Raw genomic sequence first — 12,105 nt, forward strand, 5'->3', positions numbered from 1 at the left:
ACTAAAATCTGTGTGAATCTGCGAAATCAGTGGCAAAAAAATAAAAAAAGCCATCACAAATATCTTTATCGTGATGGCTCTTCTATATAATTCAAACCTAAATATTAGTTCGAAACCACTTTATAAGTAGGATCTTCAATAATATTAACTACAATAATTCCTTTGGCATTTTGTAATAACTGACGACAATCTTCACTCAAATGACGTAAATATACTTTCTTACCTAGCTTAGCATAACGCTCCGTTATTTTATTGACCGCATCAATGGCACTCATATCGGCAATTTTACTTTCTGCGAAATCAATAATCACCTCTTCCGGATCATTCAAAACATCAAATTTTTCTGCAAAAGCAGTGGTTGAAGCAAAAAACAATGGACCATATATTTCGTAATGCTTCACTCCTTTTTCATCCACATATTTTTTGGCACGAATGCGTTTAGCACTTTCCCAAGCAAAAACCAAAGCTGAAATAATCACCCCAATCAAAACCGCTAAAGCCAAATTATGCAAGAAAATCGTAATCAAAGCCACCACAATACCCACAAAAATATCCTGTTTAGGCATCTTGTTGATGATTCGAAAACTACTCCATTCAAAAGTTCCTATAGACACCATAAACATCACACCTATTAAAGCCGCCATAGGCAATTTTTCAATAACCGGAGCACCAAACAGCACAATACAAAGAATTGTCAACGCAGCTACAATTCCTGACAAACGGGCTCTGGAACCGGCAGATAAATTCACTAAAGTTTGTGCAATCATAGGACAACCTCCCATCCCAAAGAAAAAACCATTCAAAATATTAGCACTTCCCTGAGCCAGGCATTCCCTGTTGCTATTTCCCTTAGTTGCTGTAATCTCGTCAACTAAATTTAGCGTCAGCAAACCTTCAGTTAATCCCACACAAGCCATAATCAATCCATAAGGAAGAATCAATTGCAAAGTTTCCAAGTTCAAAGGAATATTCGGAATATGAAAAGGCGGAAATCCACCACTTACCGAAGCAATATCAGCCACCGTTTTGGTTTCGATTCCAAACCCAAAAACCAAAGCAAAAACAACCATAATAGCTACTAACGAGGCCGGAACCGCTTTAGAAATTTTAGGAAATACCAAAACAATTGCGATAGTTAATAGTACCAATCCAATCATAATATACAACGGAGTTCCTGTTAGCCATACACTTTCGCCATTAACTATGGTTTTAAACTGTTCTAGTTGCGACATAAAAATCACTATCGCCAATCCGTTCACGAAACCATACATTACCGGTTGTGGCACTAAACAGATGAACTTCCCTAGTTTAAAAACGCCTATTAAAATCTGGATAACTCCCGCCAAAGCCACAGCTGCAAAAACATAATCCAATCCGTGTGATTTCATCAACGCAATCAACACAATTACTGTAGCTCCTGCCCCACCCGAAATCAAACCTGGTCTACCGCCAAAAACAGCCGTTACTAATCCCATAATAAAAGCGGCATACAAACCTACCAACGGCGGAAATCCGGCCAAAATAGCAAAAGAAAGCGACTCCGGAATCATCGTCATCGCCACAGTTAATCCGGCTAAAATTTCGGTTTTGTAATTTACTTTTTGTGAAAAATCAAACAGATTAAAATATTGCTTCATGTTTTATTTTTGAATTTGTACTAGGATTTTGCTTTTTTTGAAAGAAACGCAAAGGTACTTTTTTAAAACCATAAGGAAAACTCTAATTTTCAAAGACTAATTAACTTTAGCACTTTCTCAATTTTTGCAATAATTTAAAAAATAGATTATTTTTAAAACCTATTTCCAAAAAACAATTTACACAATGGAGACTACCAATTTCTTTGAAGATGCATTCGAATACACCTACCATTTCAATCAAAAACTCATTGAGCTGATCGAAAATAAAAAACAAAGCATACCTGAAAAATCCATTCAGCTACTCAACCATTTGATTAATGCACAGCAAATTTGGAATGAACGAATTCTGGAAGAAGGCATCGCTGTAGAGGTTTGGGAAATAAGACCTTTGGAAAATTTGAAAAATATAAACCTCAGCAACTACAACAGAAGCATCAGTATTTTAAAAACGATTGATTTAAACAAAAAAATAACCTATAAAAATTCCACCGGAAGCTCATTTTCTAATTCGGTTCAGGAAATCCTTTTTCATATCATCAATCATGCTACTTATCACAGAGCGCAAATTGCAACGGATTTAAAAGCAAACAACATCGAACCTCTCAATTCAGATTATATTTTTTATAAAAGAAAATAAGCCCCCTTGACGAACAACATCTTTTTTTGGGGCGTGCGTTCGTCCCAATCAAAAAATCGGGAGAGCTCCACTGCCATTCCTCACGCAATCCCTGCTCTACTACTCTTTTTCTCTTGTATTTGAGATTGCTATTGTTATTCCCATAAAAATCAATACCAGCGCAAAACACTCCATAAACAAAAAAGCCCTTTTGCTAATTTGTAATGATTTTTCTATATATTTGAAAAGCCACTGAAAGAAGGCACTTCTTTTAGCGGGCATAACGTTAGCTGTGATTTTACCGAACGACGACACCAAACGAACTTTACAGACAAAAATATTGAACCTCACAGACAAATTTATTATTTAACACCGACTTACCTTTGCTGTATAAATCATTAAAAATAAAAGAAAATGAAAAAAACAGTAATTATCACAGGCGGAACAACAGGTATTGGAAAAGCAACAGCTTTACATTTTGCAAAAAATGGTTACAATGTAGTAATAACTAGTAGAAATGCTGACAAAGAAGCATCTGTAATTGCAGACTTTAAACAAAATGGTGCAGACATTACATTTCTACCTTTAGACGTAACAAACGAAGAACAAGTAAAATCAGTTATTGAAACGACAGTTAAAAAATTTGGTAAATTAGATTCTATTGTAAACAACTCGGGAATTTCATTAGGAAATGCAGTATTAGCAGAAACAGAATCTAACGACTTAAAACAAATGCTTGAAACAAATGTAATGGGCGTTTATTATGGAATGAAATATGCAATCATAGAAATGCTGAAAACAGGTGGCGGAACAATTGTAAATTTAGCTTCCATAGCAGGATTAAATGGTTTGTATGCAACCGCACAATACAATGCATCAAAACACGCAGTTGTAGGTTTAACAAAAGGCGCATCTATTGATTATGCACAACAAGGAATTCGAGTTAATGCAGTTGCACCAGGAGCAATTAAAACAGATATTTTGAAAAACGCTATTGCTTCAGGAACATATGATGTTTCAAGCATTGAAGCAATTCATCCAATGAATAGATTAGGTGAAGTTGAAGATATTGCAAAAGCAATTTACTTTTTAGCATCTGACGAAAATACATTTATGACAGGAACTATTTTAAACATAGATGGCGGTTATAATGCAAAATAATCATATTAAAAATAAATAGAATATTTTTACAAAGATTTATCAGTAAACTGATAAATCTTTGTTTATTAATTAAAAAAATGAAATTATGATAAAAAATACTTTTGATTGGTACAACGGAGAAATTTTTGAAGGCAAATTTATATTAGGTTTTGGGCTATTTCTAATTGCAATTGCATTTCTGTTTTATTTATACGGAAATTTACCATCTGCCAAAGTGTTGCTTTTTCCTTTATTGGTTATTGGAATCTTTTTTACAGCAATTGGTGTAGGTAGCATTTATTCTAACAGCAAAAAAGTGGCACAAGTCGAACTAAAATTCAATGAAAATCAAGAACAATTCATACAAACAGAAATTAAACGAGTTGAAGATTTTCAATATCTTTATCCAATGTCAATTGGAATTAGTTTGTTTTGTTTTGCTGTTGCACTTGGATTGTTATATTTTGTAAAAAATATTCATTGGCAAGCAATTGCCATTGCTTTGATTTTATTTGGTTCTGCTTTTGCTATAATTGACTACTTTTCAAAAGAAAGAGCGACAATTTATTATGAAAAATTAACACATTTCAAATCCTAAATGTTACAAGATAGAACACAAATAAATATACTTTTCTCTTGCACAGGAGAACCAAAAAAAGATTTTGAGCCGTTTGTTCAAGACTTTGCTTTGTCATTTATCTTAACAGGAAAAATGATAATAAATAACGGAACAGAAACTACCGAATACAATGCTGGCGAGATTGGTTTTATATCAAAAAATCAATTAGTAAAAACGCAAAAACTGCCCCAAGACAATAAACCATTTATGGGAATTAGTATTTTTTTACCTAAAGAAACACTTTATAATTTCTCTAAAGAACATAACATTTTACCAAAAGGACAGTATACAGGCAAACCAAATTTTATATTTCCTCACGACCCATTTCTAAAAGGTTTTTTTGACTCTATTGTTCCTTATTTTGAAAATCCAGATGCGTTAACCGAAAATTTGGCAACTATAAAAACCAACGAAATCATAGAGCTTTTGATTAAAAAAACACAAATGCAAAATCTTCTATTCAATTTTCAAGATGATTTTAAAATTGATTTAGAAGCTTATATGAATAGAAATTTTACGCACAATATTCCGTTAGAACAATTTGCAAAACTAACAGGAAGAAGTATTTCAACATTCAAAAGAGATTTTCAGGAAATATTTAAAGAAACACCAAGTAAGTGGCTAATTAAAAAGCGACTTGACTTGGCACATTTTTTAATTACTAAACAAAACAAAAAACCAGTAGAAGTTTATTATGACGTTGGCTTTGTAAGTTTTGCTCATTTTTCTCGGACATTTAAAACAGAATTTAAAATAAACCCATCCGAAATAGAAAAAAACCACAGCTAATCGAGTAGACGGCTCTGCCAGTAACTGACAGAGTGCGCCTCTCAAATATTTATATTCACAAAAACCAACGAAAACAATAAAAACTTGAGTACCCCTCTGTGCGTACCCCACTGGCTCTCGTTCAATGTCGTTAAGTTAAGAAAGACACTCCCTGTTTTGTCATTCCGAAGAATGAGGAATCACACAAGCTGTTCACTTTATGTGATTGCTTCGCCTGTTCGCTTACGCTCGGGTTCTCCCTCTGGTCGAAATGACACAAAATAGGCTTAACTTAATGACATTGGGCTCTCGTTTGTAATGACTGACTGTTTACAACAATAGACAAATCGTAGCCTTTGTAACGCGGTTCACTCAAACAACTCCTCCACGAGTTGTTTTTTTATTTTCTTTACTTTCTATTATTTTCGAAAATTATTTATTATTTTCGAAAAACAACTAATTCATTTGTAATTGTAATTTTAAGTCTTAATTTTACAAGAATACTTAAACGATAACACAAAGTAGCTCAATAAAAGAAATGGAAAGAATTTTTGCAGAATATTACATTGAAACCCCTTATGAAGTAGAACAGGCTGCGGCTGTATTAGCAGGCGAACAATCATCAGGAACATTTGTTTCGGTTCCGGGAGAAACTGCCGAACTCAAACAGCGTTTTGCAGCCCGTGTAGAACATATTGAAAAACTGGATTTGGTTGACGAACCTTCGATTCCGGGAAACACAATTCCGGGTAAAAAATACCAAAGAGCCAAAGTTCAGGTAAGCTGGTCTATTGAAAATTTCGGCTACAATCTTCCGGTTTTAATCAGTACTTTACAAGGAAATCTATACGAAATCAGTCAGTTCACTGGTTTAAAACTAATGGATTTTGAAGTGCCGGATTCGTTTAAAAATCATTTCAAAGGACCTCGTTTTGGTATTCAGGGCTCTAAAGCTTCTTGTGGTGTGGATGATCGACCTATGATCGGGACTATTATTAAGCCAAGTGTAGGGATGAGTCCCGAAGAAACAGCGGCTTTAGTCAAAACTTTAATCGAAGCAGGTATCGATTTTATCAAGGATGATGAATTGATGGGATCGACCGCAAACTCTCTTTTTGAAGACCGTGTAAACGTTATCATGAAAGTAATTAATGAGCACGCACACAAAACAGGAAAGAAAGTCATGTATGCTTTTAACATCACTGACGAAATTGATGCGATGCAACGCAAATACGAACACATTCAAAAAAACGAAGGGACTTGCGCTATGATTAGTATCAACAGCACAGGATTAAGTGGTACAAAAAAAATATGTGATCAAGGGGATTTGGTTATTCACGGACACCGCAACGGTTGGGGAATGTTAAACCGTCATCCGTTATTAGGAATTGAATTTCCGGCTTATCAAAAAATATGGCGTTTGGCAGGTGTTGACCAAATGCACGTAAACGGCATCCAGAATAAATTTTGGGAATCAGACGATTCAGTTGTAAAATCGATACAATCCTGTTTAAAACCTTTTGTTTGCGGTAACAATCCTTTACCGGTAGTTTCTTCAGGACAATGGGGGGGTCAGGCACCGGAAACGTATCGAAGAACCCAAACCACCGATTTATTATATATGGCAGGCGGCGGAATTTTAGCTCATCCTATGGGAGCAACTGCGGGTGTTAACGCCTTACAACAGGCTTGGAAAGCATCCGTTGACGGATTATCGGTTGAAGAAGCCGCATTGCAATATCCTGAATTTGCAGCATCAGTTAAGAAATTTTCAAAATAATGAAGAAAGAGCACGAAATATTATTAGCCTATTACGGTGATGATTTCACAGGTTCTACTGATGCCCTAGAGTTTCTGACTTTAGCAGGTGTAAAAACCGTTCTTTTTCTACGTCCGCCCCTACACAAGGATTTAGCGCTATTTCCGGGTGTTCAGGCTATTGGTCTGGCCGGAAAAAGCCGTTCGATGTCGCCAACGGAAATGGAAGAAGAATTATATCCTGCTTTCGAAACCTTAAGAGATTTTAATGCAGAGCAAGTGCATTATAAAGTTTGTTCCACTTTCGATTCAGCTCCACATGTTGGAAATATTGGTAAAGCCATCGAAATAGGCAGCGAAGTTTTCAATCAAAAAAGCACCTACATCTCCCCTGCTGCTCCGCATTTAGGAAGATTTTGTGCATTTGGAAATTTATTTGCCAAAATGGGAACGGTAGGCACAGGAGACATTTTCCGCATCGACCGTCATCCATCTATGAGTACGCATCCGGTTACTCCTGCTCATGAAGCCGATTTAAGATTACATCTAGCCCAACAGACCCAAAAATCAATTGATTTAGTAAATATTACTACTATCGAAAAAGGTGCCGAAGCTGTTTTAGAAGAACTACAAAATAAAAAAGATGCCGAAATTGTTTTTTTTGACGGTCTCAATACCGGGCATCTAAAAACTATTGGAACCGTTTTTCAGCAAAAAGGAAAAGAAAAAACACTCTTTACTGTAGGTTCTTCCGGAATTGAAATGGCTTTAGGTTTAGCCTGGAAAGAAGATCAATTAATCCAAAAAGAATTTCAATTTGAGCATCCGGGAGAAGCCAGCCCACTTTTAGTTATTTCCGGAAGTTGCTCACCGGTAACAGCCGGACAGATTGAGTATACCTTAAAAAATGGTTACGAAGGTATCGCTTTAGAAAGTAAAGTCATGCATCATGACCATCAGGAACAAAGTATTACTGAAGTTGCCCAACAAATTATTACCCATTTGGAAAACGGAAACAACACCATTTTACATACCAGCATTGGAACAAATGATAAAAGAATTGCTGCAACTGAAGCTTATTTAAAACAAAGTGGGCTGACTCCTAAAGAAATTCAAAAACAAAGCAGTAAAATCTACGGACGTGTTTTAGGACAAATCATCAAAACGGTTTTAAAATCTGCAAAGATTAAAAGAATCCTTTTTGCCGGAGGTGATACTTCGAGTTATGCTGCTTCTGAACTGGGGATTTTTGCACTGGAAATGATTGCGCCATTGGCACCCGGAGCACCACTTTGCAAAGCCATTTCAGAAGACAATACCGTAAACGGAATAGAACTCAATTTCAAAGGTGGCCAGGTAGGCACCCCGGATTATTTTATCAAAGTTCAAAAGGGTGAAAAACTCACCTAATAACACCTTTTTTATTACCACAAAACCAACCTATTAAATTAAAAAAATTAAATTTAGACATAAATGAAACCAAAAACATTAGGATTCGTCCACACCTCAGCAACTTTAGTACCTCTTTTCCAACAATTGACATCAGAACATTTAAATGGTGTGGAAACTTTCAATATAGTTGACGACAGCCTTATCAAAGATGTAATTAAAAAAGGAAAATTAATGCCCAATACGGCTGCAAGAGTTGTTAATCACGTAAAAGCAGCCGAAGAAGCCGGAGCCGATGTCATTTTAGTAACCTGTTCCTCAATAGGAGTTGCAATTGAAACAGCAGCTACTTTGAGCTCTGTTCCTGTAATACGAGTAGACCAGGCAATGGCGGACGAAGCCGTACAAATTAGCAATAAAATTGGCGTAATTGCTACCCTACCTACAACATTAGAACCTACAAGTGATTTGGTTAGACGAAGAGCGTTAGCAGCAGGAAAAGAAGTAAACATTACATCTAAATTATGCGAAGGTGCCTTTGAAGCTTTGATGAGCGGTGATGCTGCCAAACATGATGAAATGGTTGCCAAAGCTTTAAAAGAATTAATGCAGGAAGTAGGTGTAATCGTTTTGGCACAGGCTTCAATGGCACGTGTTGTTGACGGTTTATCAGATACTGAAAAAGTTGTACCAATCCTTGCCAGTCCGGCAATTGCCATGAAAAAATTAGCTGAAGTTTACTTCCAATAAAGAATACTATGCGTAAATTTTTTCTATTGGCTGCTCCTGTTTTATTAGTTATTTCAGGAATAGCCTGGCTTTCTCAAATTGATGTAATTTGGAAAGTAGGACTTATTATTTCCTCAGCCAGCCTTTCCATTGGTATTGGTCATAACAAACAATTAAGTGGTTACCAATATACCTTATGGATTGTTACTGCCGTTTGTGCCGCATTAATTTACCCACAAAGTTTTTTACATATTGGCAACATCGATTTACGAAATAAATGGCTCATTTTGATTATAATCCAATTGGTCATGTTTGGTATGGGAACCCAAATGAGCATTGAAGATTTTACAGGAATTCGAAAATCAGGGAAAGGCGTTTTAATTGGATTACTAGGCCATTTTACTATTATGCCAATTACTGGTTTTATTTTGGCAAAAACATTTGATTTTGAACCTGAAATAGCTGCAGGAATCATTTTAATAGGTTCTTGTAGTAGTGGTTTAGCATCCAATGTGATGGCTTACATTGCCAAAGGAAATCTGGTTTTGTCAGTAACGGTAACCGCTATTTCTACATTAGCAGCACCAGTTATGACTCCTTTCCTGATGAAAATTTTCGCTGGCACCATGGTCGAAGTACATTTTTTCAATATGATGATGGAAATTATAAAGATTGTTTTGGTTCCATTGGCAGCAGCCATGATACATGATATCCTTAAAAACTATGGTCCTACAGCTCGGAAAAGAATCGATATTTTGACTATTCTATCTATCATTTGGTTAGCCACATTGCACTTTTTCAATGACAGTTTTAATTATGAAACCGATAGCACTGTGGCTCATGTGATTGAAATTAGTTGTTTTATAGCCGGAGCTTTTATAGTTGGAAAACTTTACCACTTAGCTTATAAAGCTTATCCTAAAATTGACAGTTTGATGCCGTATTTTTCAATGTCGGGAATTATCTACTTTACATTGGTAACTACCGCAGCTGGTAGAGACAATTTATTGCAAATAGGATTTTTACTTTTCATAGTAGCTATTCTTCACAATGGAGCGGGTTATTTCTTTGGTTATTACCTAAGTCGCATCTGTGGTTTGGACAAAAATAGCAGTCGTACCATTGCCTTCGAAGTAGGCTTACAAAACGGAGGAATGGCATCAGGATTAGCAGGAGCTATGGGAAAACTGGCTACTGTTGGTTTAGCTTCAGCGGTATTTAGCCCGTGGATGAATGTTTCCGGTTCTTTATTAGCCAATTATTGGCGAAAAAAAGCAGAGGTCGAGGAAAAAACAGAAACAAGTTTGCAAAACATCTAAAATTTTTCATTTCTACCGTATAAAAAATCATCTGGTATCATTCAATGCTATCAGATGATTTTTTTTATTCCTAAAAGAAAATTAAATCTGCTTAAAACCATAATAATAAATTGTTTATATTTAAAATCCTTTACAAAAAACCACCTATTAAACCTATTGATCAACCTTAATTTAAAAACCAAAATTTATGGAAGTTACACGAAGAAAATTTTTAACATCTATAAGCATGCTTGCAGCTTATACAGCATTTCCACTTAGTTCTTTTGATTTTGACACCACCAAAAAACTCCGAATTGTTCTTGTAGGTACAGGAATAAGAGGGATTGGTTTTTGGGGCAAGAGATTAGTTCAGGAATATTCGGATATTCTTGAATTTGTAGGCCTTTGTGATATCAATCCGGGAAGATTGGCTTATGCAAAAAAACATATAGGAACTAACTGCCCAACATTTTTGAATTATGATGAAATGTTAACCAAAACTAAGCCTGATTTAATCATTGTCACTACCAAAGACGCGACTCATCATGAATTTATCATTAAAGGATTGAATGCGGGTTATGACGTACTAACCGAGAAACCGCTTACTACTGACGAAAATAAATGCAAAGACATTCTTGATGCAGAAAAAAAATCTGGTAAAAAACTAATTGTTGGTTTTAATTACAGATGGAGTCCTTATAGTACTAAAATCAAAGAACTTTTGGCCAATAACACTATTGGTAAAATTACTTCGGTTGATTTCCATTGGTACCTAAACACCTATCATGGTGCAGATTATTTTAGAAGATGGCACGGTCAAAAAGAAAATGGAGGTTCATTATGGGTTCACAAATCCACACACCATTTTGATCTTATAAACTGGTGGTTAGATTCTGATCCCGTAGAAGTATTTGCCTTAGGTGATTTAGAACATTATGGTAAAAACGGTCCTTTTAGAGGTCCTAATTGCAGAGACTGCGAATTTAAATCTAAATGCAAGTATTACTTTGACATCACCAAAAACCAACACATGATGGATTTGTATGTAGCTAACGAAAAGTACGACGGTTACTTAAGAGACAATTGTCTTTTTAGAGAAGAAATAGATATCTATGATAAAATGTCGGCTCAAATAAAGTATGCCAATAATACTATCGTAAACTACTCGCTTACAACCTATTCTCCTTTTGAAGGCTGGAGATTAGCTTTCAACGGAACAGAGGGTCGAATTGAAGCCTCCTTAGATATTCCCTATGATAAAATCAAAAAAGTAAATCAGGCTGCAATGCACGATAAAGAAATGGACCAATCGGCTATTGAAGAAGCCGACTATGAAACCATCATTGTGCATAAACTTTGGAAGGATTTTGACAAAGTAACTATCCCTACAGAAAAAGGCGGTCATGGTGGTGGCGACCAACGTTTGCATGATAAAATTTTCAAAACAGCCGGTACCCCTGACCCATACGACCGCTCAGCAGGAAGTAGAGATGGCGCTATGTCTGTACTAATTGGTATTGCTGCTCGAAATAGTATCGAAACCGGCAAAGTTGTTAAAATTACCGACTTAACCGATTTAAAACCAATGCCAAACAGAGAAAGCTAAATACTCCACTATTAAAAAAATACGCAACTATCAGTCTTTTAGTAATTGTTTTTTCAATACTACAAAGACTGATTTTTTTTTACCCTCTGGAAAATTAAATATTCCCAAACTTTAATTCCTTATTTTTTTAAATGGTGGACTGGGATTTAAAAAATTAATTTAAGTACTTTGAGACAGCAAAATTAATTTATTATGGAAGTAACAAAAAGCAGCGAAGGATTTGAAGCTTTAAAATCAGATTCTTCATTAATGCGAAAAGTAGTTCATCTGGACCACTTAATGATGACTATTTTTGAATTTCGAAATGGTCCAATGGAAACTCCAGATCCGCCACACAAACATGTTCATGAACAAATCACCTATGTAGCTTCGGGTTCGTTGAAATTATTTGTGGAGGATCGAGAATATCTTTTAAACGAAGGTGATATTTATAAAATTGAATCTAATTTGAATCACAGTATTCAAACCCTTACCGAATATGTAAAACTGGTAGATAGTTTCACTCCTTTGCGTGAGGAATTTATTTAGAACCAAAGTTTTTTTAC

11 protein-coding genes are annotated in these 12,105 nt (G+C 35.5%); 10 read left to right on the forward strand and 1 reads right to left on the reverse strand.

The genetic code is table 11. From position 1 onward, the window contains the following. Positions 1 to 104 precede the first annotated feature (104 nt). On the reverse strand, positions 105 to 1,637 hold the full coding sequence (locus tag AAEO59_RS12045; RefSeq protein WP_341700996.1) for a SulP family inorganic anion transporter: 1,533 nt from the start codon (positions 1,635 to 1,637) through the stop codon (positions 105 to 107). Between the two features lie 184 nt (positions 1,638 to 1,821). Between AAEO59_RS12045 and AAEO59_RS12050 the strand changes: the two genes are divergently transcribed. From AAEO59_RS12050 to AAEO59_RS12095, 10 genes are all read left to right on the forward strand, one after another. Then, the gene (locus tag AAEO59_RS12050; RefSeq protein ID WP_341700997.1) at positions 1,822 to 2,274 is read left to right on the forward strand and encodes a DinB family protein; all 453 of its coding nucleotides are present in this window, start codon (positions 1,822 to 1,824) and stop codon (positions 2,272 to 2,274) included. Positions 2,275 to 2,667: 393 nt separating this feature from the next. Then, positions 2,668 to 3,414, forward strand: coding sequence for an SDR family NAD(P)-dependent oxidoreductase (locus AAEO59_RS12055; protein ID WP_066328829.1), 747 nt, complete (start codon positions 2,668 to 2,670; stop codon positions 3,412 to 3,414). A gap of 85 nt (positions 3,415 to 3,499) precedes the next feature. Further along, positions 3,500 to 3,991 (forward strand): hypothetical protein, encoded by a 492-nt coding sequence (locus tag AAEO59_RS12060; RefSeq protein WP_066328828.1) that lies wholly within the window; start codon positions 3,500 to 3,502, stop codon positions 3,989 to 3,991. Continuing rightward, a complete protein-coding gene (locus tag AAEO59_RS12065) occupies positions 3,992 to 4,801 on the forward strand; it encodes a helix-turn-helix domain-containing protein (protein WP_066328827.1) in 810 nt (269 codons plus the stop codon). 517 nt (positions 4,802 to 5,318) lie between these two features. Further along, the gene (locus AAEO59_RS12070; protein ID WP_341700998.1) at positions 5,319 to 6,560 is read left to right on the forward strand and encodes a ribulose-bisphosphate carboxylase large subunit family protein; all 1,242 of its coding nucleotides are present in this window, start codon (positions 5,319 to 5,321) and stop codon (positions 6,558 to 6,560) included. Next, complete coding sequence (locus AAEO59_RS12075; RefSeq protein ID WP_341700999.1) at positions 6,560 to 7,948, forward strand: four-carbon acid sugar kinase family protein; 1,389 nt, start codon at positions 6,560 to 6,562, stop codon at positions 7,946 to 7,948. The genes AAEO59_RS12070 and AAEO59_RS12075 overlap by 1 nt, the downstream gene beginning before the upstream one ends. Before the next feature lie 63 nt (positions 7,949 to 8,011). Further along, entirely contained in the window at positions 8,012 to 8,677 is a 666-nt protein-coding gene (locus AAEO59_RS12080) for an aspartate/glutamate racemase family protein (RefSeq protein WP_341701000.1), read from the forward strand. Positions 8,678 to 8,685: 8 nt separating this feature from the next. After that, positions 8,686 to 9,975 (forward strand): bile acid:sodium symporter family protein, encoded by a 1,290-nt coding sequence (locus AAEO59_RS12085; RefSeq protein ID WP_341701001.1) that lies wholly within the window; start codon positions 8,686 to 8,688, stop codon positions 9,973 to 9,975. Between the two features lie 187 nt (positions 9,976 to 10,162). Continuing rightward, complete coding sequence (locus tag AAEO59_RS12090; protein ID WP_341701002.1) at positions 10,163 to 11,560, forward strand: Gfo/Idh/MocA family protein; 1,398 nt, start codon at positions 10,163 to 10,165, stop codon at positions 11,558 to 11,560. A gap of 192 nt (positions 11,561 to 11,752) precedes the next feature. Further along, positions 11,753 to 12,088 carry a cupin domain-containing protein gene (locus AAEO59_RS12095; RefSeq protein ID WP_341701003.1) on the forward strand — a complete coding sequence of 112 codons (336 nt, stop codon included), beginning with the start codon at positions 11,753 to 11,755 and terminating at the stop codon, positions 12,086 to 12,088. The last annotated feature ends 17 nt before the right edge of the window (positions 12,089 to 12,105 follow it).

This window comes from Flavobacterium flavipallidum (genome assembly GCF_038289905.1).
Classification (GTDB): domain Bacteria; phylum Bacteroidota; class Bacteroidia; order Flavobacteriales; family Flavobacteriaceae; genus Flavobacterium; species Flavobacterium flavipallidum.

Bases quoted from the DNA above. Each gene is read 5' to 3' on its own strand.
- AAEO59_RS12090 (WP_341701002.1), top strand. From the start codon at position 10,163: ATGGAAGTTACACGAAGAAAATTTTTAACATCTATAAGCATGCTTGCA.
- AAEO59_RS12095 (WP_341701003.1), top strand. From the start codon at position 11,753: ATGGAAGTAACAAAAAGCAGCGAAGGATTTGAAGCTTTAAAATCAGAT.
- AAEO59_RS12055 (WP_066328829.1), top strand. From the start codon at position 2,668: ATGAAAAAAACAGTAATTATCACAGGCGGAACAACAGGTATTGGAAAA.
- AAEO59_RS12065 (WP_066328827.1), top strand. From the start codon at position 3,992: ATGTTACAAGATAGAACACAAATAAATATACTTTTCTCTTGCACAGGA.
- AAEO59_RS12075 (WP_341700999.1), top strand. From the start codon at position 6,560: ATGAAGAAAGAGCACGAAATATTATTAGCCTATTACGGTGATGATTTC.
- AAEO59_RS12050 (WP_341700997.1), top strand. From the start codon at position 1,822: ATGGAGACTACCAATTTCTTTGAAGATGCATTCGAATACACCTACCAT.
- AAEO59_RS12080 (WP_341701000.1), top strand. From the start codon at position 8,012: ATGAAACCAAAAACATTAGGATTCGTCCACACCTCAGCAACTTTAGTA.
- AAEO59_RS12045 (WP_341700996.1), bottom strand. From the start codon at position 1,637: ATGAAGCAATATTTTAATCTGTTTGATTTTTCACAAAAAGTAAATTAC.
- AAEO59_RS12070 (WP_341700998.1), top strand. From the start codon at position 5,319: ATGGAAAGAATTTTTGCAGAATATTACATTGAAACCCCTTATGAAGTA.
- AAEO59_RS12085 (WP_341701001.1), top strand. From the start codon at position 8,686: ATGCGTAAATTTTTTCTATTGGCTGCTCCTGTTTTATTAGTTATTTCA.
- AAEO59_RS12060 (WP_066328828.1), top strand. From the start codon at position 3,500: ATGATAAAAAATACTTTTGATTGGTACAACGGAGAAATTTTTGAAGGC.